Annotated in this window: 24 protein-coding genes; 11 read left to right on the top strand and 13 right to left on the bottom strand. The window is 68.2% G+C overall.

What is annotated here, in order from left to right; genetic code table 11:
• Positions 1-3 precede the first annotated feature (3 nt).
• Positions 4-339, bottom strand: coding sequence for a hypothetical protein (locus Q0C38_RS03650; RefSeq protein ID WP_291295701.1), 336 nt, complete (start codon positions 337-339; stop codon positions 4-6).
• Positions 340-606: 267 nt separating this feature from the next.
• On the opposite strand from Q0C38_RS03650, the gene Q0C38_RS03645 reads away from it, so the two are divergent.
• From Q0C38_RS03645 to Q0C38_RS03615, 7 genes are all read left to right on the top strand, one after another.
• The gene (locus Q0C38_RS03645; protein WP_291295700.1) at positions 607-1,707 is read left to right on the top strand and encodes a polyamine ABC transporter substrate-binding protein; all 1,101 of its coding nucleotides are present in this window, start codon (positions 607-609) and stop codon (positions 1,705-1,707) included.
• Between the two features lie 19 nt (positions 1,708-1,726).
• Positions 1,727-2,908: an ABC transporter ATP-binding protein gene (locus Q0C38_RS03640; RefSeq protein WP_291295699.1), complete on the top strand. Its 1,182-nt coding sequence runs from the start codon at positions 1,727-1,729 to the stop codon at positions 2,906-2,908.
• A gap of 10 nt (positions 2,909-2,918) precedes the next feature.
• A complete protein-coding gene (locus Q0C38_RS03635; protein WP_291295698.1) occupies positions 2,919-3,800 on the top strand; it encodes an ABC transporter permease subunit in 882 nt (293 codons plus the stop codon).
• Positions 3,797-4,606 (top strand): ABC transporter permease subunit, encoded by an 810-nt coding sequence (locus Q0C38_RS03630; protein WP_291295697.1) that lies wholly within the window; start codon positions 3,797-3,799, stop codon positions 4,604-4,606. Before Q0C38_RS03635 ends, Q0C38_RS03630 begins: the two co-directional genes overlap by 4 nt.
• 41 nt (positions 4,607-4,647) lie before the next feature.
• Positions 4,648-5,850: a pyridoxal phosphate-dependent aminotransferase gene (locus tag Q0C38_RS03625; protein WP_291295696.1), complete on the top strand. Its 1,203-nt coding sequence runs from the start codon at positions 4,648-4,650 to the stop codon at positions 5,848-5,850.
• 62 nt (positions 5,851-5,912) lie between these two features.
• Positions 5,913-7,127, top strand: a complete 1,215-nt coding sequence (locus tag Q0C38_RS03620; RefSeq protein WP_291295695.1) for a pyridoxal phosphate-dependent aminotransferase — start codon at positions 5,913-5,915, stop codon at positions 7,125-7,127.
• A 1-nt stretch (position 7,128) separates the two neighbouring features.
• Positions 7,129-8,133, top strand: a complete 1,005-nt coding sequence (locus tag Q0C38_RS03615) for a GNAT family N-acetyltransferase (RefSeq protein WP_291295694.1) — start codon at positions 7,129-7,131, stop codon at positions 8,131-8,133.
• A gap of 16 nt (positions 8,134-8,149) precedes the next feature.
• Here Q0C38_RS03615 and Q0C38_RS03610 read toward each other — a convergent pair whose 3' ends face one another.
• Positions 8,150-9,031 (bottom strand): alpha/beta fold hydrolase, encoded by an 882-nt coding sequence (locus tag Q0C38_RS03610; protein WP_291295693.1) that lies wholly within the window; start codon positions 9,029-9,031, stop codon positions 8,150-8,152.
• A gap of 91 nt (positions 9,032-9,122) precedes the next feature.
• Between Q0C38_RS03610 and Q0C38_RS03605 the strand changes: the two genes are divergently transcribed.
• Positions 9,123-9,398 carry a hypothetical protein gene (locus Q0C38_RS03605; RefSeq protein ID WP_291295692.1) on the top strand — a complete coding sequence of 92 codons (276 nt, stop codon included), beginning with the start codon at positions 9,123-9,125 and terminating at the stop codon, positions 9,396-9,398.
• Here Q0C38_RS03605 and Q0C38_RS03600 read toward each other — a convergent pair.
• The 3 genes from Q0C38_RS03600 to Q0C38_RS03590 all read right to left on the bottom strand — a co-directional run bounded on the left by Q0C38_RS03600 (position 9,362) and on the right by Q0C38_RS03590 (position 11,856).
• Positions 9,362-10,213, bottom strand: a complete 852-nt coding sequence (locus Q0C38_RS03600; protein ID WP_291295691.1) for a transporter substrate-binding domain-containing protein — start codon at positions 10,211-10,213, stop codon at positions 9,362-9,364. The genes Q0C38_RS03605 and Q0C38_RS03600 overlap by 37 nt on opposite strands.
• A gap of 83 nt (positions 10,214-10,296) precedes the next feature.
• A complete protein-coding gene (locus tag Q0C38_RS03595) occupies positions 10,297-11,115 on the bottom strand; it encodes a carbon-nitrogen hydrolase family protein (RefSeq protein WP_291295690.1) in 819 nt (272 codons plus the stop codon).
• A 444-nt stretch (positions 11,116-11,559) separates the two neighbouring features.
• Complete coding sequence (locus tag Q0C38_RS03590; RefSeq protein WP_291295689.1) at positions 11,560-11,856, bottom strand: DUF1330 domain-containing protein; 297 nt, start codon at positions 11,854-11,856, stop codon at positions 11,560-11,562.
• A 355-nt stretch (positions 11,857-12,211) separates the two neighbouring features.
• Between Q0C38_RS03590 and Q0C38_RS03585 the strand changes: the two genes are divergently transcribed.
• Entirely contained in the window at positions 12,212-12,979 is a 768-nt protein-coding gene (locus tag Q0C38_RS03585) for a PEP-CTERM sorting domain-containing protein (protein ID WP_291295688.1), read from the top strand.
• A 75-nt stretch (positions 12,980-13,054) separates the two neighbouring features.
• Here Q0C38_RS03585 and Q0C38_RS03580 read toward each other — a convergent pair whose 3' ends face one another.
• Positions 13,055-13,939, bottom strand: a complete 885-nt coding sequence (locus Q0C38_RS03580) for a LysR family transcriptional regulator (protein WP_291295687.1) — start codon at positions 13,937-13,939, stop codon at positions 13,055-13,057.
• Between the two features lie 131 nt (positions 13,940-14,070).
• The gene (trxB, locus tag Q0C38_RS03575; protein WP_291295941.1) at positions 14,071-15,039 is read right to left on the bottom strand and encodes a thioredoxin-disulfide reductase; all 969 of its coding nucleotides are present in this window, start codon (positions 15,037-15,039) and stop codon (positions 14,071-14,073) included.
• A gap of 164 nt (positions 15,040-15,203) precedes the next feature.
• Between trxB and Q0C38_RS03570 the strand changes: the two genes are divergently transcribed.
• Positions 15,204-15,692 (top strand): Lrp/AsnC family transcriptional regulator, encoded by a 489-nt coding sequence (locus Q0C38_RS03570; RefSeq protein ID WP_291295686.1) that lies wholly within the window; start codon positions 15,204-15,206, stop codon positions 15,690-15,692.
• Positions 15,693-15,808: 116 nt separating this feature from the next.
• Entirely contained in the window at positions 15,809-16,588 is a 780-nt protein-coding gene (locus Q0C38_RS03565; RefSeq protein ID WP_291295685.1) for a 3-hydroxybutyrate dehydrogenase, read from the top strand.
• A 24-nt stretch (positions 16,589-16,612) separates the two neighbouring features.
• Here the strand turns inward: Q0C38_RS03565 and Q0C38_RS03560 are convergent, their stop codons facing one another.
• The 6 genes from Q0C38_RS03560 to carA all read right to left on the bottom strand — a co-directional run bounded on the left by Q0C38_RS03560 (position 16,613) and on the right by carA (position 24,476).
• The gene (locus Q0C38_RS03560) at positions 16,613-17,827 is read right to left on the bottom strand and encodes a threonine ammonia-lyase (protein ID WP_291295684.1); all 1,215 of its coding nucleotides are present in this window, start codon (positions 17,825-17,827) and stop codon (positions 16,613-16,615) included.
• 1 nt (position 17,828) lies between these two features.
• Positions 17,829-18,302, bottom strand: coding sequence for a transcription elongation factor GreA (gene greA / locus Q0C38_RS03555; protein ID WP_291295683.1), 474 nt, complete (start codon positions 18,300-18,302; stop codon positions 17,829-17,831).
• 148 nt (positions 18,303-18,450) lie between these two features.
• Positions 18,451-21,696, bottom strand: a complete 3,246-nt coding sequence (gene carB, locus Q0C38_RS03550) for a carbamoyl-phosphate synthase large subunit (RefSeq protein WP_291295682.1) — start codon at positions 21,694-21,696, stop codon at positions 18,451-18,453.
• A gap of 15 nt (positions 21,697-21,711) precedes the next feature.
• Positions 21,712-22,467 carry an SDR family NAD(P)-dependent oxidoreductase gene (locus Q0C38_RS03545; RefSeq protein WP_291295681.1) on the bottom strand — a complete coding sequence of 252 codons (756 nt, stop codon included), beginning with the start codon at positions 22,465-22,467 and terminating at the stop codon, positions 21,712-21,714.
• Positions 22,468-22,480: 13 nt separating this feature from the next.
• Positions 22,481-23,113: a LysE family translocator gene (locus tag Q0C38_RS03540; RefSeq protein WP_291295680.1), complete on the bottom strand. Its 633-nt coding sequence runs from the start codon at positions 23,111-23,113 to the stop codon at positions 22,481-22,483.
• Positions 23,114-23,120: 7 nt separating this feature from the next.
• The gene (gene carA, locus Q0C38_RS03535; protein WP_291295679.1) at positions 23,121-24,476 is read right to left on the bottom strand and encodes a glutamine-hydrolyzing carbamoyl-phosphate synthase small subunit; all 1,356 of its coding nucleotides are present in this window, start codon (positions 24,474-24,476) and stop codon (positions 23,121-23,123) included.
• Between the last annotated feature and the right edge of the window lie 6 nt (positions 24,477-24,482).

Below are 24,482 nucleotides of genomic sequence, written 5' to 3'. Positions count from 1 at the left end.
GCTCTACTCCTGCAGGATGAAGGCGCCGGCCTCGTCGAGGATCGGCTGGTCGGCCATGTCGAGAATGGCGGTGAGGGGAACGCTCGGCGGCTGCACCGTGCCGGAGCCGAGTTCGGCGAGCGTAACGCTGCCCCCGTTCAGCGAGACGACGCGGAGCAGCAGCCCGCGATCGGCCGCGGTGGCGAGGATCACGTCATCGGGCCTGAGCATCGCAGCCACGGGGTCCATGTGGCCGGGGCCCGCGATGGTCGCGGCGTTGTCGACGAGGCTTCGGTACTGCCAGAGCGAGAAACCGGCGGCGTAGGCGAGGACGCCGAGGTTCCTTGGATCGAACGCCATGTTGCGGTGACCTTTCCGCGCATGCTGCGCCACCGCCCTGCATGCGCAGGGCGGGTGGGGCAGGCGGTGGAGGGGTGTCTCGGAAGCGGGGTGCAGCGCGGCGGACGCACGCATCCCGCTGACGGAACGGACGATGCCGTGTAGTAGGAATATAGTCAAGGAAAATCGTCACAGCACGCGCCGGCGCGCCATCAACCCGCGCTGGCCACGATACGCGTGCGTGTTACCGTCCTCCCCGCGTTCGAAATCGCCGAGGAGAGACACGCAATGCCCATGGGTTTCCGCCAGCTTGGCGCCGCCCTGCTCGCCTGCGCCTTCGCCGCCATGCCCGCGGCGGCGCAGGAGCGGGTGGTGAACGTGTTCAACTGGACCGACTACATCGACCCCAAGGTGGTCGAGCGGTTCACGGCGGAGACCGGCATCCGCGTCCGCTATGACGTGTTCGACAGCCTCGAGACGCTGGAAGCCAGGATGTCGGCCGGGCGGTCGGGCTATGACGTGATCGTGCCGACCTCGGAGCCGACGTTCTCGCGACTGATCGCGGCGGGTGCGCTGATGCCGCTCGACCGGTCGAGGATCCCGAATGCGGCCGGGCTCGACCCGGCGCTGATGGGCCGCCTCGACAGTTCCGACGCCGGCAACCGCCACGGGCTGATCTATCTCTGGGGCACGATCGGCCTCGGGCTGAACGTCGAGCGCATCCGCGCGCTCGCGCCCAACGCGCCGCTCGACAGCTGGGACCTGCTGTTCAAGCCGGAGAACGCCCGCGCCATCGCCCGCTGCGGCATCACCATCATGGACAGCCAGACCGACGTGGTGCCGACGGTGCTGCGCTATCTCGGCCTGAACCAGAACAGCACCCACAACGAGGATCTCCGCCGCGTCGAGCAGACGCTGCTCGGCATCCGCCCCGCCGTGCGCAGCTTCGCCTCGGGCGGCGCGCTCGAGCAGCTCGCCTCCGGCCAGGCATGCCTCGCGCTCACCTATTCCGGTGACGTGATCCAGGCACAGGTGCGCGCGGCCGAGGCCAATCGCGGCGTGGCAGTGCAGTATGTCGCGCCGAAGGAAGGCGCGCAGCTCTGGTTCGACGTGATGGCCATCCCGCGCGACGCGCCGAACGCGGAGAACGCGCACGCCTTCATCAACTTCATCCTGCAGCCCGACGTGATGGCCGCCATCACCAACGCGGTGCGCTACCCGAACGCCGTTCCTGCCTCGAAACCAATGATCGACCGGGCGATCACGTCGGACCGCAACGTCTATCCGACGGAGGAGGATTTCGCGCGGTTCTTCACCGTCTCGGGCGTGCCGCAGGCGGCAGACCGCGCGCGCAACCGCACCTGGGCCAGGTTCAAGGCGGGCCGCTGATCGCGCCCGCAGGCCGCCGATGCAGACCCAGCCGCCAGGGCTACGGCCACGCGCGCCCGAGCGCGGACCCGAGCCCTGGCGCGATCCGGAAGCCGAGCCCTATGTCCGCCTGCGTGGGCTGACGCGCCGGTTCGGCGACGTTGTCGCGGTCGATGCGATCGACCTCGACATCTACCGGGGTGAGCTCTTCGCGCTGCTGGGCGGATCGGGCTCGGGCAAGTCGACGCTGCTGCGCATGCTCGCGGGCTTCGAGCGGCCGGACGAGGGGAGCATCACGCTCGAGGGGCAGGACCTTGCCCCCGTGCCGCCCTATGAGCGGCCGGTGAACATGATGTTCCAGTCCTATGCGCTGTTCCCGCACATGAGCGTTGCCGACAACATCGGCTATGGCCTCAGGCGCGAGGGTGTGGCGCGGGCCGAGATCGCGCGGCGTGTCGAGGAGATGCTCGAACTCGTGCAGCTCGGCGGCCTCGGCGCCCGGCGGCCGCAGGCGCTGTCGGGTGGGCAGCGCCAGCGCGTCGCACTCGCGCGCAGCCTGGTCAAGCGGCCCAAGCTGCTGCTGCTCGACGAACCGCTCGGCGCGCTTGACAAGTCGTTGCGCGAGGCGACGCAGTTCGAGCTCGTGAACATCCAGGAGCGTACCGGCACGACCTTCATCATGGTCACGCATGACCAGGAGGAGGCGATGACAATGGCCACCCGCATCGCGGTGATGACGGATGGGCGCCTCGCGCAGGTGGGAACGCCTGCCGAGGTGTACGAGTATCCCGCGAGTCGCTTCGTCGCCGGATTCCTCGGCACCGCCAACGTGTTCGAGGGCATCGTCAAGCGTGCCCAGGGGAGTGGTGTGGGTGCGGCCGGCGCGCTGGTCGAGAGCACGGCCTTCGATGCCTTCTTTGCGAGCGACACCGATCCGCCTAAGCCCGAAGGCGGGCGCGTCTTCGTCGCGGTGCGGCCGGAGAAGATGCGCATCGAGAAATCCGCCGAGGGCACGGCGCACGGCACCAACGCGCTCAGCGGCCTCGTGCGCGACATCGCCTATTACGGCGACTTCGTGATGTATGTCGTCGCACTGCCGGATGGCTCGCTCGTGCGCGTCAGCCGCCCGACCGAGACGCGGATGACGGAACTGCCGATCACGTGGAACGATGCGGTGACGGTGCGCTGGCAGGACTTCGCCACCGTTGTCCTCGCGCAATGAACCAGCCCCGATGACCGGCACGCAGCGCATCGGCCGCAGGCTTGTCGTTGCCCTGCCCTATGCGTGGCTGCTGCTGTTCTTCCTCGGGCCCTTCCTGATCGTCGCGCGGATCGCCCTGTCGGAAGCGGCGCTGGGCATCCCGCCCTACGCGCCACTGCTGCGCTGGACCGAGGAGAACGTGCTCACCCTCGTTCTCAACCTCGGCAGCTTCGCCACGCTGTTCGACGATCCGTTCTACGTCGATGCCTACCTGCGCTCGCTGAACGTCGCGTTCGTGTCGGCGCTGCTCTGCCTGCTCCTCGGCTACCCGATGGCGTACGCGATCGCGCTCGCGCCCGCGCATCGGCGGAACCTCCTCCTCCTGCTCGTGATCCTGCCGTTCTGGACGAGCTTCCTGCTGCGCGTCATGGCGTGGATCGGCATCCTGCAGGACCAGGGCGTGCTGAACGGCGCGCTGCTGTCGCTCGGGCTGATCGATGAGCCGCTGCGGCTGCTCTATACCGATTTCGCCGTCTATGTCGGCATCGTCTACTGCTACCTGCCGTTCATGGTGCTGCCGCTCTACGCCACCCTCGCGCGGCTCGACCCCGTGTTGCTCCAGGCCGCCGCCGATCTCGGCGCGCGGCCGTTCCGGGCCTTCGTCACCGTCACGCTGCCACTCTCCCTGCCGGGCATCGTTGCGGGGTTCATGCTGGTGTTCATCCCGGCCGTCGGCGAGTTCGTGATCCCCGAGCTGCTCGGCGGGCCGGATGCGCAACTGGTCGGCCGCGTGCTCTGGGTCGAGTTCTTCCAGAACCGCGACTGGCCGATGGCCTCCGCCCTTGCCGTCGCCCTGCTGCTGGTTCTCGTGATCCCGATCGCCGTCTTCCAGCACCTGGCGGCGCGCCGATGAGGCGGCGGCTCCCGTGGCTCTCGCTTGCACTCGGTGCGGGCTATGCTTTCCTCTACCTGCCGATCGCGCTGCTTGTGCTGCTGTCGTTCAACGACAGCCGGCTGGTGACGAGCTGGACCGGGTTTTCGTTCCGCTGGTACGTCGCACTCTGGAACAACGATGCGCTCGTCAGCGCGGCACTGCTCTCGCTCCGCATCGCCACGGTCAGTGCCACGGGTGCGCTGGTGCTCGGCACGCTCGCGGGCTTCGTTCTCGCACGCTTCGGCCTGTTCCGTGGCCGCGCGCTGTTCGGCGCGATGGTGGCCGCCCCCCTCGTGATGCCGGAAGTGATCACCGGGCTGTCGCTGCTGCTGCTGTTCGTCTCCCTCGCCGAAGCGGTCGGCTGGCCTGGCGAGCGTGGGGTGACGACGATCACCATCGCCCACGTCACCTTCGCTGCGGCCTATGTGGCGGTGGTGGTGCAGTCCCGCCTCGCCGACGTGGACGAGAGCCTCGAGGAAGCGGCGATGGACCTCGGCGCACGGCCGTGGACGGTGTTCGGCACCATCACCCTGCCGCTGATCGCCCCGGCCCTGGCGTCTGGCTGGCTGCTGGCCTTCACCCTCTCGCTCGACGACCTGGTGATCGCCTCCTTCACGTCCGGCCCTGGTGCCACGACACTTCCTATGGTCGTGTTCTCTGCGATGAGACTCGGTCTCACCCCCGAACTCTTCGCATTGGCGACAATCATCATCGCGTTGGTTACCGTGGCCCTCTTTCTCGCCCTGCGTTTGGGGCGGGTTGCAAGCGCCGCGGCACGCGTCTAGGAAAACGGAGGCAGCGCCGGGGCGCTGCGCGGAGAAGAAACATGTCCCTGACAGCCGAGCGGCTTGACCGCATCAGCCCATCGCAGACCATCGCGATCAGCCAGAAGGCGCGCGCACTCCAGGCCACGGGGCGGAACATCATCAGCCTCTCCGCCGGCGAGCCCGATTTCGACACGCCCGACAACATCAAGCGCGCCGCCATCGCCGCGATCGAGAAGGGTGACACGAAGTACACCGATGTCGCCGGCACCAAGGCGCTGCGCGAGGCGGTGAGCCTCAAGTTCAAGCGCGACAACGGGCTCGACTACGCCCCGGACGAGATCATCGTCTCGACCGGCGGCAAGCAGGTGATCTTCAACGCCATGCTGGCCACGATGGACGCGGGCGACGAGGCGATCATCCCGACCCCGTGCTGGGTCAGCTACCCCGACATCGTGCAGCTTGCCGAGGGCAAGCCGGTCTTCGTGCCCTGCCCGCAGAACAACGGCTTCAAGCTGCGCGCCGAGGACCTCGAGGCGGCGATCACGCCGAAGACCAAGTGGTTCATCCTGAACAACCCCTGCAACCCGACCGGTGCGGCCTATTCGGCGGAGGAGCTGAAGGCCATCACCGACGTGCTGCTGCGCCATCCGCACGTGTGGATCTTCACCGACGACATCTACGAGCACCTCGCCTATGACGGGTTCAAGCCCGCCACGATCGTCGGCGTCGAGCCGCGGTTGAAGGACCGCACCTTGACGATGAACGGCTGCTCCAAGGGCTATGCCATGACCGGCTGGCGCATCGGCTTCGCCGGTGGCCCGAAGGCGCTGATCAAGGCGATGGACAAGCTGCAGAGCCAGTCCACCTCCTCGACCTCCTCGGTCAGCCAGGCCGCTGCCGTCGAGGCGCTGACCGGCCAGCAGGACACGATCAAGGTCATGGTCGAGGCCTACAAGGCCCGGCGCGACCTGGTGGTCGACGCGCTGAACGCCTGCCCCGGCATCATCTGCCGCAAGCCCGAAGGCGCGTTCTACGTGTTCGCGGGCATCCATGGCTGCCTCGGCAAGACATCGGCCGGCGGTGCGCGCATCGAGACGGACGAGGATTTCGTCGTCGCCCTGCTCGAGGAGGAGGGCGTTGCCGCGGTGCATGGCTCGGCCTTCGTCGCACCCGGCCATTTCCGCATCAGCTACGCCACCGACACCGAGAGCCTCCGCGAGGCCTGTGCACGGATCAAGCGTTTCTGCGAAGGCCTGCGTTAGTCGCATCCCTCGCGTCGGCCGCGTGTCGGCCGCGCATCGACATGTGTGGAGAACGAGCGATCATGGCCGCAACCGCGCCCGCCCTCGCAGCACGCCTCAAGGACGTCGAGATCGCCGCCTCGGTCACCATGACCGCGAAGGCGCGCGCGCTCGCCGCGGCCGGGCATACGGTGATCAGCCTTGCCGTGGGCGAGCCTGATTTCGACACGCCCACGCATGCGGTCGAGGCGGCGCACGCCGCTGCCCTCGCGGGCGACACCCACTACCCGCCGCAGGACGGCACGCCCGCGCTGAAGGCCGCGATCCAGCGCAAGTTCAAGCGCGACAACGGGCTCGACTACGCGCTCGACGAGATCATGGTCGCCAATGGCGGCAAGCAGATCATCATCAACGCCTTTCTCGCGACGATCGACGAGGGCGACGAGGTGGTGATTCCGTCACCCTACTGGATCAGCTATGCCGACCAGGCGAGGCTCGCCGGCGGCAAGCCCGTGTTCGTGCCATGCCCGCAGAACAACGGCTTCAAGCTGCGCGCCGAGGACCTCGACGCCGCCATCACCCCGCGCACCAAATGGCTGGTGCTCAACAGCCCGAACAACCCCTCGGGTGCCGCGCTCTCGGCCGATGAAATACGCGGGATCGGCGCGGTGCTCGCCAAGCACCCGCATGTGTGGGTGATGTCGGACGACATGTACGAGCACATGGTCTACGGCGACTTCGCCTTCGCGACCCTCGCCCAGGTCTGCCCCGACCTGAAGGACCGTGTGCTGACCGTCAACGGCGCGTCGAAGACCTACGCGATGACGGGCTGGCGCGTCGGCTTCTGCGGCGGGCCGAAGGCGCTCCTCAAGGCCATGGTCAACATGCAGGGCCAGCTCACCAGCGGCGTCTGCACGGTCGCGCAGGCAGCGACGGTTGCCGCCCTCGACGGGCCGCAGGATGTGGTGAAGGAGCGCGCAGCACTCTACCTCGCCCGCCGCGAGCTCGTGGTCGTGGAGCTCAACAAGGCGAAGGGCGTTGTCTGCCACCGCCCCGAGGGGGCATTCTACGTCTATCCGAACATCGCCGGATGCCTCGGCAAGACGTCCGCCGGCGGCAGGCGCATCGACACGGATTTCGATTTCGTCATGGCATTATTGGAGGAACAGCATGTCGCGGCAGTGCATGGCGGGGCATACGGAATGAGCCCGTATTTCCGCGTCTCCTACGCCACCGGCACCGAGCAGCTGCGCGAGGCCTGTCGCCGCATCCAGGCCTTCTGCGGCTCCCTTGCTTGACATGACGACCGCCGGGGTGATCCGGCCCGGCCGCGACAGTGACGCGGCCGGCTTCATCTCGCTCATCGGCGCGTGCTGGGGCGAGTATCCGGGCTGCGTGCTCGACGTCGACAACGAGGCGCCGGAGCTTCGCGCGCTTGCCACCCACGTCGCTGGCCGCGGCGGCGCGCTCTGGGCGGCCGAGGTCTCGGGCGCTGTCGTCGGCATGATCGCCGCCGTGCCGCTCAACCACGACCAGGCGTGGGAGATCTCGCGCATGTACGTCGCGCAGAGCCACCGCGGCACGGGGCTGGCGAACGAACTGCTGCGGAAGGCCGAGGGGCATGCGCGCGCGGCGGGAGCCAAGCGCATGGTGCTCTGGACCGATACGCGCTTCGAGGCGGCGCATAAGTTCTATGAGAAGAACTCCTACGTCCGCGCCGGCTCCATCCGCGTGCTCGATGACCGCTCCCGCTCGCTCGAGTTCCGCTACGCCAAGCCGATCACCGGGACGGTCGTCGAGGTGCTCGACCCCGCCGCCGCCGTCTCGGCCGAGCGCAGGCTCGCCGAGGTGCTGAAGGCGTGCGTCGACGATGGTGCCGTCGTCGGGTTCCTGGCACCGCTGCCGATCGAGAAGGCGCGCGCCTTCTGGCGCGAGCGCGGCTCCGAGGTCGCGGCCGCCAAGCGCGTGATCCTCGCCTCCTGGGTGGATGGCGAGATCGGCGGGTGCCTGCAGCTCGACCTCGACGTGCCGGAGAACCAGACGCACCGCGCCGAGGTGCGGCAGCTGCTCGTCCACCCCGAGTTCCGCCGCCGTGGCGTGGGACGCGAGCTGATGGCGCGGATCGACCAGGCGGCGCTCGCGCATGGAAGGCGCATCCTTGTCCTCCGCACCTGGCCCGGCGGGCCGGCGGAGACGATCGTGCGGTCCCTCGGCTGGGCCTTCGTGGGCGTCATTCCCGGCTACGCGATCCGCCCGACGGGAGAGCCGGTCGACGAAGGCTACTGGTGGAAGCGCATCGAGTAGGGGATGCCTTCGGGCGTCACCCGAAGAAGCGGGTGAACGCGTCCAGCACCGCCTCCGGTGCCTCCTCGGCCAGGTAGTGGCCTGATGGCACCGCCTCGGCGAGGCGGAGGTCGGTCGCGTAGCCCTGCCAGATCGCGGGCACATCGTACCAGCCGCCGACGCGGCCCTTTGATCCCCATAGCACGGCGAGCGGGGCAGTGATTCGCGTGCCCGCTGCACGGCTCTCGCGGTCATGCACCAGGTCGATCGTGGCCGCTGCGCGATAGTCCTCGCAGATCGCGGTGATCGTGCCGGGGTGGTCGAGGGCGGCGAGATAGTCGGCCAGCGCCTCGGGGGAGAAGAAATCGGGCGGCACGCCGTGCTTGCCGCTGTGGCTGAGCAGCCAGAAGCGCGGGTCGGCCGCGATCATCGTCTCGGGGAAGGGCGCGGGCTGGGCCAGGAAGAACCAGTGATAGTAGCCCATGGCGAATTCCATGTCGGTGCGCTCGAAATGCTCCAGCGTCGGGATGATGTCGAGCAGCGCGGCCTTCTCCACCGCCTCCGGGTGATCGAGGCAGAGGCGGTGGGCCACGCGCCCGCCGCGGTCGTGGCCGGCGAGCAGGAAGCGGTCATGCCCGAGGCTGCGCATCAGGGCCACCATGTCGGCTGCCATCGCCCGCTTGGCGTAGGCCGCGTGGTCGGCGGAGGCAGAAGGCTTGGATGAGCCGCCGTAGCCGCGAAGGTCAGGGCAGATGACGGTGAAGCGCTCGGCGAGGCGTGGTGCCACGCGATGCCACATCGCATGCGTCTGCGGGTTGCCGTGGAGCATCAGCAGCGGCGGGCCAGACCCGCCGCTGCGGACGCGGAGCGTGACGCCCGTCTCGAGCCCGACATCGGCCAGGCTGAACCCTTCGAACACGACGATCCTCCCCCGGTGAAACACGCGCGAAATGCGCGTGTCGTAGCATCAGGCCAGCGAACCCAGGTGACGGCTCGCGGAGGGCCGGACGATGCACGAAATCTCACATGATCCCCACGCGCTGCTGATGCTGCAGTTCCTCGCCTGGATCGGCGAGGACGGGCGCAGCCATGCCGAGACAATGGAGGCCTGGCGAAGCTCCTGCCCACGCCTGTCGGTCTGGGAGGATTCGCTCGACGCAGGCCTCGTCACGGTCGCCGGCAGCGCGGTGACGCTGGCCGCCCCCGGCCGCGCGCTGCTGGCGCGCGACGGGGGGGCGGAGCCCGTCCGTCAGGTGCAGGGCCGTGTCTGCGGCGTGGCATCGTAGCCATCGAACCCGGGCGTGCCGCGACCGGCGAACACCGTGACCGACGCCGTGCCCGGCCGCGGTGCGATGCCGAACCACTTCTCGTAGATGCGCGCGATCACGCCGTCGCGCTTCATGCACTCGATCGCCCAGTCGATGTCGTCGCGCAGCGCGCGGTTGTCGCGGCGGACCGGGATCGACCAGTACTGCCCCGTCTCGAGCTCGAGGCCGAGCTGCAGGGCCGGCAGCCGCCGCACCGCGAACGCAAGCGCCGTGTTCCCGGCGAGATTTGCGAAGGAGCGGCGTGCGATCACGTCCTGGATCGCGTCGGACTGCGTGTCGAAGGCGTTGACGCGGAAGCCGTAGCGCTGCGCGTTCTGCTGCGCCCAGGTGTCGTAGAGGGAACCCTTGTTCACCGAGAGGGTCTGCCCGCGCAACTGCTCGAGCGCTGTGAGCGTCGCTCCGCGAAGCACGACGAATTGCATGTTGGTGTCGAGATAGGGTTCGCTGAACAGCAGGTTCTCCGACCGCTGCGCCGTGACGGTCGTGGGGGCGGCGAGGAAGTCGAAGCGCCCGGCATTGAGCGCGGGGATGAGGCCCGCGAAGCCGAGCGCGTCGATCGTCACCGGGCGGCCGAGGCGACGGCCGATCTCCTCGGCCAGATCCACGTTGAACCCCTCGATGCCGCCGCCGAGCTTCGGCATCGCATGCGGGGCGAAGGTGCCGTCGAGCGCGCTTGCGAGCGGCGCGGGTGCCGGGGCGGTCTGGGCGGCGACCTGGGTCGTCGCCGCTGTCGCGAGAAGCACGCCTGCGCAGATGCCATGCCAGAGATGCATCGAACCCTCTCCACCGTTGATCGTTCCACCGCCATCAGACGGGAACGGCGGTGGAATGACAACAGGGGCCGGTGGCGGAAGGTTCAGCGGTTCGGCACCTCGGCGGTGATCGCGCCGTAGAGCTCTGGCCGCCTGTCGCGCCGCGTCGGGAAGTCGATGCGCGCGCGGACCACGGCCTCGCGTGCGAGATCGGCCGCGATGATCGTCTGTTCCCTGGCATCGGCCGTGGCCAGCACGGTGCCTGTCGGGTCGACGATCAGGCTCTGGCCGCCGAAGGTCCAGTCACCCTCGCGGCCGACCTTGTTCGCAGCGACCAGGAAGCTTCCGTTCTCGAAGGCGCGGGTGCGCAGCACCTCCTGGAACATCGCGGTGCGCGACGTCGCGTAGGGGGCGATCAGCAGCTCCGCCCCGTTGATGGCAAGCGAGCGCGCCGTCTCGGGGAAGGCCATGTCGTAGCAGATGCCGATGCCGAGCTGCCATTCGCCCACCCGGTAGGTGTCGAACCGTGCGCCGTAGCGGAAATAGAGCTTCTCGAGGCTCAGCACCGCAGCGGGATGCACCTTGCGATAGCGGAAGACGATCTCGCCGGCAGGGTCGATATGGAACGCCGTGTCGAAGTAGAGGCCAGGGGCCGCCATCTCGTAGAGCGTGGCGATGACCGCGACCTTGTGCCGCCTCGCCTCTTCGCGCACGGCGGCCAGCGTCGGCCCGTCCTCTGGCTCGGCAAGCGCGAACTGCGCCTTGTCCTGGTATTGCGCGAAATAGAGTGTGTTGAAGAACTCCGGCAGAACGACCAGGTCGGCGCGGTGCAGGGTGGCCGCCGAGGCGATCTCACGGCACGCGCGGGCCCTGTTTTCCGCCACGTCAGCGCCACTCGTCATTTGTACCGCAGCGACCCGCATCCATGCCTCCCCGTTCGAGCGTCCCCGATGGACGGCGCATGAGGCCATGGTGCGGGCGGATGATCCAGGGTCGGGGGCCGCAAGAAAGAGGGCCCCGGTGTTTCCACCGGGGCCAAGTGATACAGGGAGGCTTCACGTCTGGGAGACGATGGGGTCCGAAGACCCCGATTTCCGGCAAAGCGCCGGAACTGGGTCGGCCGAAGCCGATAACTGGTCAACACAGAAACGAATAACCGGTTGCACAGAATTCGTGTGTGCTACAGCGCACTCTCTATGCAAATCATATGGGCTGCCAACCCGCGTGTTGCAGCGCGAAATGGCCAACACGGCCATGCGGGAGCCGCATGGCGCTCACAAGGCTTTCATCCAGGGCGTTGTTTTCAGTGTGATTTCAATCTGGCTGTAGCGCCGAGTGCAATCATCGGCGCCCGCGTGCCGTCCCACTCAGGCCGGAGGTGCCACGCCGTCGACGAGCGTTACGTCACTGTCGGCAGCCTCGAGACGAAGCTTCAGCAGCGGCGCATAGTCATCCGAGTCATAGAATTGCTGCGCTGCGTCCATGGTCGGGAACTCCAGGATCACCACGCGATGCGGTGGCGTGCCTTCCTTCGGCGTCATCGCGCCGCCGCGGACGAGATAGCGGCCGCCATGCGCTGCGATCACGGCCGGCACCAGCGCCCGGTATTCCTCGAATTTCGCTGCGTCCTTCACACGGACATTGGCGATCAGATAGGCCGGCATCGCGTCTGCTCCTTCTCCAACGGCACCTCGGCAGCACCTCAGCCCTTCTAGAGCAATATCCGCTTTCGTTTCCTCGCGAAGCAATCCTTAGGCGGATGAAATTGTTCGCTGGGCCAGCCAGGCGAGCCGCGCCGGTGGGTGGGCTTGTCGCCGGGCATGACGACACCTGTCGGAACTCTTGACACTCACGGGTATGCGGCATCCGACGGGCCGGCAGGGCCCTGGCAAGCCATTGTTCTGCCTGTCATTTCAGGGTCGTTGCCAAGGCGGCACGGAAATTGCTCTGTCAAAAACTGGCGCATCCAATCGTGCCAGTGACGACGCCAGGACGGCCCAGAACAACAGGAGGGATGCCATGACAGACAGGATCACGACGCCGCTGCTCGTGCGGCGGCTTGCAGGGGCCGCGGCCCTTGTTGCCGCCTTCGCCTTCGGTACAACGCAGGCCGACGCGGCACCGGTAACGTTCACCCAGATCACCGGCTTGACGGGCGGCAGCCCTGCCCAGACCGGCGTCTTCAGGGCCGATCTCTCCGGCCTCGGCGTCGGCCAGATCGCCTCGATCACGATCCGCGACAGCAACAGCGGCGTGGGCGGCTCCGGCAGCCAGTTCAGCGGCTTCGACCTCGACGCCCTGGTGATCTCGACGGTCTTCATCAGCGATGCATCACAGGTCGGGCTCCTGGCGCCCGCCGTGGCGCTCGACTTCGCGAACTCGATCCTGACCGCTGGAACCCAGCGCCCGCCGGCGGACCCTGCCCTGTTCGGAACCTCCGGCGGCCAGGTGAACAACGCGGTCGCCACGCTCAACCTGTTCGATGGCAACTCAACCACGGCCATACCCGGTGCCGCGGGCTTCGTGAGCCTCGGGGACGGTGGCGTCCTCTCCATCAACCTTGTCGCGCCGCTTGCGATCTCGTCGCCCCTCTACCTCTACATCGGCGAGGTGGGCGACAACGGCGAGGTGGCGGCGAGCGACATCACGATCTCCGACCAGCCCGTGTCTGTGCCCGAGCCGGCGGCACTGCTGCTGTTCGGCATCGCGCTCCTCGGCCTAGGCGCCGTGGTGCGGCAGCGGGCCGCTCTGCAGGGCGCCTTGCCGGCGGCGGCCTTCAGGGGCTGACGCAGCCTACCGGCACGTCGCCGTTTAGCCAGGCGGGGGGCAACGGCCCAACCGGGCCCCGCCGCTTCCCGCCTGTCAGCCCTTGTCGGCGAGGCGCGCCAGCAGGAAGTCGCGGAAAACGGCCACACGCTTGGAGTTCCTGAGCTCCTCCGGGTAGACGAAATAGGCATCGACCCGCGGCGCCTTCACGTCGGGCAGGATGCGCACGAGATCGGCCGTCTCCTCGATCATGTAGTCGGGCAGCGCCGCGATGCCGAGGCCGCTTTTCACCGCCCGCAGCATGCCGAAGATCGAGTTCATCTCGAGCGCCGGCTTGCGCGATACGCCTGCACGCCGCCCTGCCTCGGCGAGCCAGTTGATGTCGGGCACCGGCGGGCGATAGTCGCCGTAGAGCACGATCCGGTGATCGGCGAGATCCTCCACCCGCTCGGGCGTGCCGTGGGCGGCGAGATACTCGGCCGAGGCGAAGATGACCCACGAGATCGTCAGCAGGTGGCGCTGCACGAGGTCCGGCTGTCGCGGCGGGTGCATGCGGATCGCGACATCGGCCTCGCGCATCGCGAGGTCGAGCTCGGCATCGTCGAGCACGACCGACAGCGTGATCTCGGGGTAGTGGTCGAGGAAGTCCTTGAGCCGCGGGGCAAGCCAAGTCGAGCCGAAGGCGACGGTCGTCGTGACCTTGAGCTTGCCGGTCGGCTTCTCCTTGCTCTCGGTCAGCAGCGTCTCGGTCATCGCGAGCTTGGCGAAGACCTCGCGCACGGTGCGGTTCAGCGTCTCGCCCTGCTCGGTCAGGATCAGGCCGCGCGCGTGGCGGTGGAACAGCGGTACCGCCAGCGCCTCCTCGAGCGCCGAGATCTGGCGGCTGACGGCCGACTGCGAGAGGTTCAGCGTCTCACCCGCATGGGTGAAGCTTCCTGCCTCCGCCACGGCGTGGAAGACCCGCAACTTGTCCCAGTCCATTCTTAACTCCCGATCGGGCCGCGCCGCGCGGGATAGGATGCCACGTGTGCGGCATTCATCCGTCGACCAGCCTCCCTGCCGGTGGCGTGCCCAGGGCTTGCCCCTTGGCCACCACCGTGACGCTTTCTCGCCTACTCTGCCGCCAGCGCTGCCGCGCCGTGGTGCATGGCGAGGAACTTCTCGGCCTCCAACGCGGCCATGCAGCCGGTGCCCGCCGCCGTCACCGCCTGGCGGAAGACCTTGTCCTGCACATCGCCCGCCGCGAACACGCCGGGCACCGAGGTGCGCGTGCTGCCCGGCGTTGTGACGATGTAGCCGTCACCGTCCATCGCGACCTGGCCCTTGAACAGCCCCGTCGTCGGGGTGTGGCCAATGGCGACGAACACGCCCTCGGTCGCGAGCGTACTCTCCACCCCGTTAACCGTATCCGTCATTCGCACGCCGATGACGGCAGGCGGCGTGCCCTCACCGATGATTTCCTCGACCACCTTGTTCCACAGAACATTGACCTTGGGGTGGGCGAACAGCCGCGCCTGCAGGATCTTTTCCGCCCGCAGGCTGTCGCGCCGGTGGACCAGCGTCACCTTCGAGGCGAGGTTGGCGAGGTAGAGCGCCTCCTCCACCGCCGAGTTTCCGCCGCCGACGACCACCACCTCGCGCCCGCGGAAGAAGAACCCGTCGCACGTCGCGCAGGCCGACACGCCCGCACCCGAGAGGCGCTTCTCGCTCTCGAGGCCGAGCCAGCGTGCCTGCGCTCCCGTGGCGATGATCACCGTCTCGGCGAACCAGGCGGTTCCCGAATCGCCCGTCGCGCGGAACGGGCGGCGGGAGAAGTCGACCGCCGTGATGATGTCCTCCACCACAGTGGTGCCGACATGCTCCGCCTGCTTGCGCATCTGCTCCATGAGCCAGGGGCCCTGGATGACGTCGGCGAAGCCGGGATAGTTCTCGACATCGGTAGTGATTGTCAGCTGCCCGCCAGGTTGCAGCCCGGCGACGAGCACGGGGGATAGGGCGGCACGTGCGGCGTAAATCGCCGCCGTGTAGCCTGCCGGCCCGGCGCCGATGATCAGCACCGGCGTGGTGATCTGCTCCGCCATGTCATCCATGCCCTTCCTGCATGGCCAGGATATTGCCCAGCGCGGTGCGCAGGCAAGGCACAGCATCCGCCGAGTGCGTTTGTCGGGCCTGACCCTTTCGCGATGCGGCGCCGCATGCAATATTCTTGCGCGAACAGGCGGCAAGTCGTTTCGGGATTGCGCACATGCGGAAAACCACCGGGGAAGCACCGGTGCTCGATGCCATCGATCGGCGAATCCTCGCCGAGCTCCAGGCCGATGGGCGGATGACGAATGTCGAGCTCGCCAAGCGGGCGGGCATCTCCGCCCCGCCCTGCCTCAGGCGCGTCCGCCGGCTCGAGGAGGCCGGAATCATTCGCGGATACCATGCCGACACCGAGCCCGCCCATCTCGGCTATGACGTGATGTTCTTCGCCCTTGTCGGCCTCGACAGCCAGCGCCAGACGGTGCTCGACGCGTTCGAGGCGATGGTCAGCGCCTGGGCCGAGGTGCGCGAGTGCCACATGATCCGCGGCGGCGGCGACTTCATGCTGAAGCTCGTGGCGCGCGATACCGCGCATGAGAACGAGCTGACGCGGCGATTGACGGGAGCACAGAACGTCACCCGCGTGCAGACGCTGCAGACCATCCGCACCGGCAAGGACGAGGCAGGCGTTCCCATCGCACTCGGGTGACGCACGCGGGTGACGTCACGCAGCGTGGTCGCCGCGCGAAGGCTGACGGGCGGTGCCGCGCTGGTGTAGACGCGGTCGGCCGAGTTCAGGCCGAGCACGAGAAGGACCCGCTGCCCATGCGCCTCGAGAACCGCACTGCCATCGTCACCGGGGCCGCGAGCGGGATCGGCCGCGCGATCGCCGAGCGCTTCGCCGCCGAAGGGGCGAAGGTCGCCATCGCCGATGTCGCGATCGGCGCAGCGGAGGAAGCCGCAGCCGCGATCACCGCCAAGGGTGGCACCGCGATCGCGGTCGCGATGGACGTGGCGGACGAGGCAGCGGTGAATGGCGGCGTCGCGCAGGTGGTCGAGGCCTGGGGCCGGCTCGACATCGCCGTCAGCAATGCCGGGATCCAGATCGTCCACCCTGTCGAGGAGTTCAGCTTCGCGGAGTGGAAGCGCATGCTCGCGATCCATCTCGACGGCGCGTTCCTGCTGACGCGCGCGGCCATCCCGCACATGTACAGCCAGAAGCATGGGCGGATCATCTACATGGGCTCTGTCCACTCCAAGACCGCCTCGCTGCTGAAGGCGCCCTACATCACCGCCAAGCACGGGCTGCTCGGCCTGACGCGCGCCGTCGCGCGCGAGGGGGCGCCGAAGGGCGTGACGGCGAACCTCGTCGCCCCGGGCTTCGTGCTGACCCAGCTGGTGCGGAAGCAGATCCCCGAACAGGCCGCCACGCTCGGCATCTCAGAGGACGAGGTGGTGAGGAAGGTGATGCTGAAGGACACCGCCGACGGGGAGTTCACGACGGTCGACGATATCGCCGACGTGACGCTGTTCTTCGCCGCCTACCCCAACGCCGCGCTGACCGGGCAGAGCCTGATCGCGAGCCACGGCTGGCACATGGAGTGATGCCCGAAGGGCATCGCGCGCGCTTCAGCCGCCGGGCGGGAGCATCTTCACGGTGAATGCGGCACCCGCGAGTGCTGCGAGGATCGCCTGGCCATGCGCCCTGTCGCGCGCCTCGACCACGAGGTCGAGCTCGGCCGCCTTCACGCTTTCGGCGGCGAACAGGCGCTGGTGCGCCACCTCGATGATGTTGCCGCCGGCCTGCGCGATGCGGCCGGCGACATCGGCGAGAACGCCAGGCCGGTCGGCGATGTCGATGGCGAGGCGGAGCATCCGCCCATCGCGCGCGAGCCCGCGCAGAAGAACGTTGGCGAGGATGCGCACATCCACGTTGCCGCCGCAGAGGATGACCCCGATCCGCCTGCCCACGAAACGATCCGGATGGTGAAGGATCGCCGCGATCCCCGCGGCACCTGCCCCCTCGGCGACGAGCTTCGCCTCCTCCGCCAGCAGCACGATCGCGGTCTCGACTGCGGCTTCGGGTACCACGAGAACCTCGTCGACCAGGTCGCGGATGATGGTGTAGGGCCGCTCACCCACATCGTTCACGGCGATGCCTTCGGCTATCGTCGCCCCGCCTGTGTGCACCGCGTCGCCGGCAAGTCGCTGCGCGGCTGACGTCCAGCCGGCAACCTCGACGCCGATCACCTTCATCCCGGGCCTCAGCGCGCGTGCGACCAGCGCGCAGCCCGCGATCAGCCCGCCGCCGCCGACGGGGATGACGAGCGTGTCCAGCCCGGGTTCGTCGGCCAGCATTTCGAGCGCCGCCGTGCCCTGTCCCGCGATCACGAGATCGTCGTCATAGGGGTGGATGATCGTCAGGCCTTGGGCGGCGGCAAGGGTTCGCGCATGGGCAGCGGAGTCGCCCAGAGTCTCGCCCTCGAGCACCACCGTGGCCCCGTGCGAGGCGGTACGCCCCACCTTGGCGTTGGGGGTGAAGCGCGGCATCACGACGGTGGCTGCGATGCCTAGTCGTGCGGCGTGGTACGCGACGGCCTGTGCGTGGTTGCCTGCCGACATCGTGATGACGCCGCGCGCCCGCTCATCGTCGCTGAGTGCGAGCAGCCGGTTCAGCGCGCCGCGTTCCTTGAAGCTGCCGGTACGGTGCAGGGTCTCAAGCTTGAGGAAGATCTCGGTGCCGAGGCGTCGTGACAGCCCGTGCGCGGCAACCAGCGGGGTGCGGACAATCTGCCCGGCGATGCGGGCGGCGGCGGCCGCGACGTCTGCGGCCGTCGTTCCCATCTCAGCCGAAGGCGACCTGGGCGATCTCGTACTGCTTCGACCCGCCCGGGGCGGCGACCTCGACCACGTCACCCTTCTTCTTGCCGAGGATGGCACGCGCGACGGGGCTCGAGATCGAGAGAAGGCCCTTGGTGATGTCGGCCTCATGGGCGCCGACGATCTGGTAGGTCTTCTCCTCCTCGGTGTCCTCGTCGATCAGCGTCACCTTGGCGCCGAACGCCACATGGCTGCCCGAGAGCTTGGAGATGTCGATCACCTCGGCGGCCGAGATGATGGTCTCGAGCTCGCCCACCCGGCCCTCGATGAAGGACTGTCGCTCGCGCGCGGCGTGGTACTCGGCGTTTTCCGAGAGGTCGCCGTGCGAGCGCGCTTCCGCGATCGCGCGGATGACGGCCGGGCGCTCGACGGACTTGAGCTGGCGAAGCTCGTCCTCGAGCCTGATCAGGCCTTCTGCGGTCATCGGGAACTTCTGCACGACAGGCTTCCTCGGTTCATTTATGGACCCCGGCGCAAGGGAAGTGCCCAGCACCGCTTGGTGCCTTGGGGACGCCCGCGCGGCCGGAGACGAAGCGACGTGCCCAGGGCAGAGCCTGCTCCTTGGCCTGCCCAGCGGCACGACGCGCCTAGAACGAACCCCGAAAATACGACTGCAACGGGGCTACTTCAAGGGTGCCCGCCTTCAACGCCGTGATTGCGTGCACGGCGGCCCGCGCACCCGCCAGGGTGGTGTAGTGTGGAACGTTGTGTGTCAAGGCGCTGCGGCGGATGTCGAAGCTGTCCGAAACGCTCTGTCCGCCGCTCGATGTGTTGATCACAAGCTGGAACGCGCCGGACTTGATCGCATCGACGCAGTGCGGCCGCCCTTCGAGCACCTTGTTCACGACAGCGACAGGCAGGCCTGCCTCGCGGATCGCTGCTGCCGTGCCCCGCGTGGCCGTGACCGAGAACCCCATGTCGGCAAGCCGGCGGGCGAGAGACACCGCCGCACCCTTGTCGCCATCCTTCACGCTGATGAAGGCGGTGCCGGTGAGCGGCAACTTCACGCCCGCACCAAGCTGGCTTTTCGCGAAGGCCCGCTCGAACGAGGCATCAAGGCCCATCACCTCGCCTGTCGACTTCATTTCGGGGCCAAGCAGCACATCGACATTCGGAAAGCGCGCGAAGGGGAACACGCTCTCCTTCACCGCGACGTGGCGGCTCACCGCGTCGTCATCGAGCCGGAAGTCGGAGAGGCGCGCGCCGGCCATCACGCGGGCGCCGATCTTGGCCACGGGAACGCCCGTCGCCTTCGCCACGAAGGGCACGGTGCGCGAGGCGCGGGGGTTCACCTCGAGAACGTAGATGTCGCTGTCCTTGATCGCGTACTGCACGTTCATCAGCCCGACGACCTTGAGCGCCTTGGCCAGCGCCTCGGTCTCCGCGCGAAGCTCGGCGACGAGCGAGGGGGCGAGCGAGTAGGGCGGCAGCGAACACGCGCTGTCCCCCGAGTGGATGCCGGCCTCCTCGATATGCTCCATCACGCCCGCGACATAGACCGTCTCGCCGTCGGCGATGCAGTCGACATCCACCTCGATCGCGTCATTGAGGTAGCGATCGATCAGCACGGGGTTGTCGCCCGACACGCGCACCGCCTCGCGCATGTAGCGGTGCAGCTGCGATCGATCGTGCACGATTTCCATCGCGCGGCCGCCGAGCACGTAGGACGGGCGGATCACCACGGGGTAGCCGATGCGCTCGGCGATCGCCTCCGCCTCGTCGGCACTCCGCGCCGTGCCGTTCTCGGGCTGGCGAAGGCCGAGCTTCTTCAGCAACTCCTGGAACCGCTCGCGATCCTCCGCCACGTCGATCGCATCCGCCGAGGTGCCGAGCAGCGGGATGCCAGCCTCGGTCAGCGCCTGGCTCAGCCTGAGCGGCGTCTGCCCGCCATACTGCACGATGCAGCCGAGCACCTCGCCGTTCTGCTGCTCGCGGCGCACCAGCGCGATCACGTCCTCCGCCGTCAGCGGTTCGAAGTAGAGGCGGTCGGAGGTGTCGTAGTCGGTCGAGACCGTTTCGGGGTTGCAATTGACCATGATGGTCTCGAACCCTGCTTCCTTCAGCGCATAGGCCGCGTGGACGCAGCAATAGTCGAACTCGATGCCCTGGCCGATGCGGTTCGGCCCGCCGCCGAGGATCACTACCTTCTTCCGGTCGGTCGGGTCTGACTCGCACTCGGCGGGCTCGATCCCGTTACCCTCGTAGGTCGAGTACATGTAGGGCGTCTCGGAGGCGAACTCGGCCGCACAGGTGTCGATGCGCTTGTACACCGGGTGAACGCCGAGCCGCGTGCGAAGGGCAGTGACCTCGGCCTCCTTCACGCCCGCGATGGTGGCGAGCCTGCGATCGGAGAAGCCGAGCGCCTTCAGGCGGGTGAGCGCGCCGGCCTCGCGCGGCAGGCCTGCGGCGCGCACCATGTCCTCCGCCTGCACGATCGCCTCGATCTCGCGCAGGAACCACGGGTCGAACCGGCAGGCCTCGTGGATCTCCTCCACCGTCAGCCCCTCGCGGAAGGCCTGGGCGACCACGAGCACCCGGTCAGGCTTCGGCGTCGAGAGGGCGGCGAGAACCGCACCCTTGCCGGCGCCCTCGAGCTCCGCCACCTCGTCGAGGCCGGTGAAGCCTGTCTCGAGGCTGCGCAGTCCCTTCTGCAGGGCCTCGGCGAAGGTGCGGCCGATCGCCATCGCCTCGCCGACCGACTTCATGGAGGTGGTGAGCAGCGCGGGCGTGCCGGGGAACTTCTCGAAGGTGAAGCGCGGCATCTTCACCACGACGTAGTCGATGGTCGGCTCGAAGCTCGCGGGCGTCACGCGGGTGATGTCGTTGGCGAGCTCATCGAGCGTGTAGCCGACTGCAAGCTTGGCGGCGACCTTGGCAATGGGAAAGCCGGTGGCCTTCGAGGCGAGAGCGGAGGAGCGGCTGACGCGCGGGTTCATCTCGATGATGGTCATCCGCCCATCGGCGGGGTTGATCGCGAACTGCACGTTCGACCCGCCGGTATCGACTCCGATCTCGCGCAGGCACGCGATCGAGGCATCGCGCATCCGCTGGTATTCCTTGTCGGTCAGCGTCAGCGCGGGCGCGATCGTCACGCTGTCGCCGGTGTGAACCCCCATCGGGTCGAGGTTCTCGATCGAGCAGATGATGATGCAGTTGTCGGCGCGGTCGCGCACGACCTCCATCTCGTATTCCTTCCAGCCGAGCACGCTCTCCTCGATGAGCACCTCGGTGGTGGGCGAGGCGTCGAGCCCGCCCGTGACGATCGTCTCGAATTCCTCGCGGTTGTAGGCGATGCCGCCGCCCGTGCCGCCGAGCGTGAAGGAGGGGCGGATGACGGCGGGAAGCCCGACGAGGGCAAGTGCCGCGCGCGCCTCGTCCAGCGTGTGCGCGATCGCACTCTTCGGGCTCTGGATGCCGATCGCGGCCATTGCGTCGCGGAACTTGAGGCGATCCTCCGCCTTCTCGATCGCGTCGCGCTTGGCCCCGATGAGCTCGACGTTGTAGCGGGCGAGAACGCCCATGTCGTCGAGCTTCATCGCGGTGTTGAGTGCAGTCTGCCCGCCCATGGTGGGCAGCAACGCATCGGGCCGTTCCTTGGCGATGATCTTCTCGACCATCTCCGGCGTGATCGGCTCGATATAGGTTGCATCGGCCAGCCCCGGATCGGTCATGATCGTGGCGGGGTTGGAGTTCACGAGGATGACGCGATAACCCTCGGCCTTCAGCGCCTTGCAGGCCTGAGCGCCGGAATAGTCGAACTCGCAGGCCTGGCCGATGACGATCGGTCCGGCACCGATGATCAGGATCGAGGCGATGTCGGTGCGCTTTGGCATCGTGATGGTCTCGTTTCAGATGGTCGAGGAATAGCCGCCATCGACCGGGATGGCCGTGCCGGTCACGAAGTCGGAAGCGGATGAGGCGAGGAACACGGCGATGCCGGCGAAGTCCTCACCCGACCCCCAGCGGCCTGCCGGCGTGCGGGCGAGAACCTTCTCGTTCAGCCCAGGCACGTCGATGCGCGCCTGGCGCGTCAGGTCGGTGTCGATCCAGCCGGGCAGGATGGCGTTGCACTGGATGTTGTCGGCCGCCCACGCAGCGGCGATCGAGCGGGTGAACTGCACGATGCCGCCCTTGGACGCGCTGTAGGCGGGTGCGAAGGCGGCACCGAACAGCGTGGTCATCGAGCCGGTGGTGATCACCTTGCCGCGGCCGGATGCCTTCAGCGCAGGGTACGCAGCCTTGGCGGTGAGGAAGGCGCTGTCGAGGTTGGCGGAGATGACGGCGTGCCACTCCTCGAACGTCGCCTCGTGCGCTGGCTTGCGGATGTTGGTGCCTGCGTTGATCACGAGGATGTCGATGCCGCCGAAGCGATCGACGGTGGCCTTCACCATCGCCTCGACCTCGGCCGCGACCGTCACGTCGGCAGCGACCGAGGCGGCGTTGCCCCCGAGCGCCGCTGCGGCGGCGGCGTTCTTCGCGGCGTTCCTGCCAGACACCATGACGTTGGCGCCGGCCTCGGCCAGCCCCTTGGCCATGCCGAGGCCGATGCCGCCATTGCCGCCGGTGACGAGCGCGGTGCGCCCCGTGAGATCGAACAATGCCATGGTGATCCTCCCGTTATTGTCGCGTATCGGTTGCGAGCTTCACCGCGATGAGCGCCAGCGCCGCCCCGAGCACCCAGCGTTGGGCTGCCATCCACATCGGCCGCGCGTTCAGGAACTTTGCCACCCCGCCCGCGCCGGAGACGAGGAAGGCATCGAAGATGGTGCAGACGATGATCTGGATCGACCCAAGAACGATGGCCTGGAGGAACAGGTTGCCGGCATCCGGGTTCATGAAGGGCGGCAGCACCGCGACGTAGAAGAGCGCAACCTTGGGGTTCAGCGCCGCCGTCGCCATGCCGATGGTGAAGAGCTTGGCGTCACGCTCCTTCGGCATCGGGCGTGGCGAGAACAGCGCTTGCCCGCCAGGGCGGACGGATTGCCAGGCGAGCCACATCAGGTAGGCCGCACCACCGAGCCGCATCGTGTCATAGGCATAGGGGACGGCGAGCAGCGCCGCCGTCACGCCCGCTGCCGCGCCGAACATGATGATCGCCGACCCCGCCTGGCATCCGGCGAGCGACACCATGCCAGCGCGGTTGCCCTGCGCGAGAGAGCGCGAGACGAGATAGAGCATGTTCGGCCCCGGCGTGACCGCGAGGCCGAAGGAGAGGGCGGCGAAGGTGATCAGCGCGGCGAATTCGGGCATCGCGCCCTCACGCTGCCTTCGCGCGGTCGATCATCTCCACGAAGCGCTGGAACAGGTAATGGCTGTCGGTCGGGCCCGGGCTTGCCTCGGGGTGGTACTGCACCGAGAAGGCCGGCCGGTCGGATGCAGCGATGCCCTCGTTCGTGCCGTCGAACAGCGAGGTGTGCGTCACCGACACGTTCGCCGGCAGGCTCTCGGGGATCACCGCGAAGCCGTGGTTCTGGCTGGTGATCTCGACGCGCCCCGTGGTCAGGTCCTTCACCGGGTGGTTGGCGCCGCGGTGGCCACGCTCGAGCTTCCGCGTCTTGGCCCCGAGCGCCAGCGCGAGCAACTGGTGGCCGAGGCAGATGCCGAACACGGGTACGCCCGTTTCCATCACGCCGCGGATCGCTGGAACGGCATATTCGCCCGTCGCTGCCGGATCGCCGGGGCCGTTTGAGAGGAACACCCCATCAGGCTGGTGGCGGAGGATGTCTTCCGCCGTCGCCGTGGCGGGAACCACCGTGACGCGGCAGCCGGCGGCGGCGAGGCAGCGGAGGATGTTGCGCTTGGCGCCATAATCCACCGCCACCACGTGCAGCCGCGGTGCCTCCTGCCGCGCGTAGCCGTCGGGCCAGGCCCAAATCGCCTCGTCCCACGTGTAGCTCTGCCTCGCGGTGACTTCCTTCGCGAGGTCCATCCCCTCGAGCCCCGGCCAGGCGCGGGCCTGCTCGGCCAGTGCCACGAGGTCGAACCGGCCATCGGCGGGGAAGGCGAGAACGCCCGTCGGCGCGCCGGCGTCGCGGATGCGCCGAGTCAGCCGCCGCGTGTCGATGCCGGCAAGCCCGGGCAGGCCGTGGCTCGCGGCCCAGGCCGGCAGGCTGCGATCGCTGCGCCAGTTCGACGCCTCGGTCGGGTCATCCCGCACCACGAGGCCGCGTGCCGCGGGCGTCGTCGTCTCGATGTCCTCGGCGTTCGTGCCGACATTGCCGATATGAGGGAAGGTGAAGGTGATGATCTGCCCGGCGTAGGACGGATCGGTCAGGATCTCCTGGTAGCCGGTGATGGAGGTGTTGAAGCACACCTCGCCTACCGTGGTGGCGTGCGCGCCGAAGCCGCGGCCCCACAACACAGCGCCATCGGCCAGCACGAGTGCCGCGGTCGCGCCAGCAGGGCGGCCATCGGGGCTGGCAGGCTCAGGAGCTGCCCCACCCGGCATGTCGGCAAGGGTGAGGCCGGTTTCCTTGAGAATCACCGGCCAGTGCCGGGGGGGAATCGATTTCCCCTGCCGCCACTTGCGGATGGCTTCGGTTCCCACGGCGGTGAGCTGGGCTGCCCTGTCGGGCCCGCCCAGGCGCTCGATGATCTCGTCCACACTGGCCATGGCGGG

Source organism: Elioraea sp., from assembly GCF_022842375.1.
Taxonomy (GTDB): domain Bacteria; phylum Pseudomonadota; class Alphaproteobacteria; order Acetobacterales; family Acetobacteraceae; genus Elioraea_A.
This window is presented reverse-complemented; position numbering and strand designations above follow the sequence as displayed.

Bases quoted from the DNA above. Each gene is read 5' to 3' on its own strand.
- Q0C38_RS03630 (WP_291295697.1), top strand. From the start codon at position 3,797: ATGAGGCGGCGGCTCCCGTGGCTCTCGCTTGCACTCGGTGCGGGCTAT.
- Q0C38_RS03590 (WP_291295689.1), bottom strand. From the start codon at position 11,856: ATGCCGGCCTATCTGATCGCCAATGTCCGTGTGAAGGACGCAGCGAAA.
- Q0C38_RS03600 (WP_291295691.1), bottom strand. From the start codon at position 10,213: ATGCATCTCTGGCATGGCATCTGCGCAGGCGTGCTTCTCGCGACAGCG.
- Q0C38_RS03650 (WP_291295701.1), bottom strand. From the start codon at position 339: ATGGCGTTCGATCCAAGGAACCTCGGCGTCCTCGCCTACGCCGCCGGT.
- Q0C38_RS03640 (WP_291295699.1), top strand. From the start codon at position 1,727: ATGCAGACCCAGCCGCCAGGGCTACGGCCACGCGCGCCCGAGCGCGGA.
- carA (WP_291295679.1), bottom strand. From the start codon at position 24,476: ATGGCCAGTGTGGACGAGATCATCGAGCGCCTGGGCGGGCCCGACAGG.
- Q0C38_RS03565 (WP_291295685.1), top strand. From the start codon at position 15,809: ATGCGCCTCGAGAACCGCACTGCCATCGTCACCGGGGCCGCGAGCGGG.
- Q0C38_RS03595 (WP_291295690.1), bottom strand. From the start codon at position 11,115: ATGCGGGTCGCTGCGGTACAAATGACGAGTGGCGCTGACGTGGCGGAA.
- Q0C38_RS03605 (WP_291295692.1), top strand. From the start codon at position 9,123: ATGCACGAAATCTCACATGATCCCCACGCGCTGCTGATGCTGCAGTTC.
- Q0C38_RS03585 (WP_291295688.1), top strand. From the start codon at position 12,212: ATGACAGACAGGATCACGACGCCGCTGCTCGTGCGGCGGCTTGCAGGG.
- Q0C38_RS03540 (WP_291295680.1), bottom strand. From the start codon at position 23,113: ATGCCCGAATTCGCCGCGCTGATCACCTTCGCCGCCCTCTCCTTCGGC.
- Q0C38_RS03560 (WP_291295684.1), bottom strand. From the start codon at position 17,827: ATGGGAACGACGGCCGCAGACGTCGCGGCCGCCGCCGCCCGCATCGCC.
- carB (WP_291295682.1), bottom strand. From the start codon at position 21,696: ATGCCAAAGCGCACCGACATCGCCTCGATCCTGATCATCGGTGCCGGA.
- Q0C38_RS03580 (WP_291295687.1), bottom strand. From the start codon at position 13,939: ATGGACTGGGACAAGTTGCGGGTCTTCCACGCCGTGGCGGAGGCAGGA.
- Q0C38_RS03545 (WP_291295681.1), bottom strand. From the start codon at position 22,467: ATGGCATTGTTCGATCTCACGGGGCGCACCGCGCTCGTCACCGGCGGC.
- Q0C38_RS03620 (WP_291295695.1), top strand. From the start codon at position 5,913: ATGGCCGCAACCGCGCCCGCCCTCGCAGCACGCCTCAAGGACGTCGAG.
- Q0C38_RS03645 (WP_291295700.1), top strand. From the start codon at position 607: ATGCCCATGGGTTTCCGCCAGCTTGGCGCCGCCCTGCTCGCCTGCGCC.
- Q0C38_RS03570 (WP_291295686.1), top strand. From the start codon at position 15,204: ATGCGGAAAACCACCGGGGAAGCACCGGTGCTCGATGCCATCGATCGG.
- Q0C38_RS03635 (WP_291295698.1), top strand. From the start codon at position 2,919: ATGACCGGCACGCAGCGCATCGGCCGCAGGCTTGTCGTTGCCCTGCCC.
- Q0C38_RS03625 (WP_291295696.1), top strand. From the start codon at position 4,648: ATGTCCCTGACAGCCGAGCGGCTTGACCGCATCAGCCCATCGCAGACC.
- trxB (WP_291295941.1), bottom strand. From the start codon at position 15,039: ATGGCGGAGCAGATCACCACGCCGGTGCTGATCATCGGCGCCGGGCCG.
- Q0C38_RS03615 (WP_291295694.1), top strand. From the start codon at position 7,129: ATGACGACCGCCGGGGTGATCCGGCCCGGCCGCGACAGTGACGCGGCC.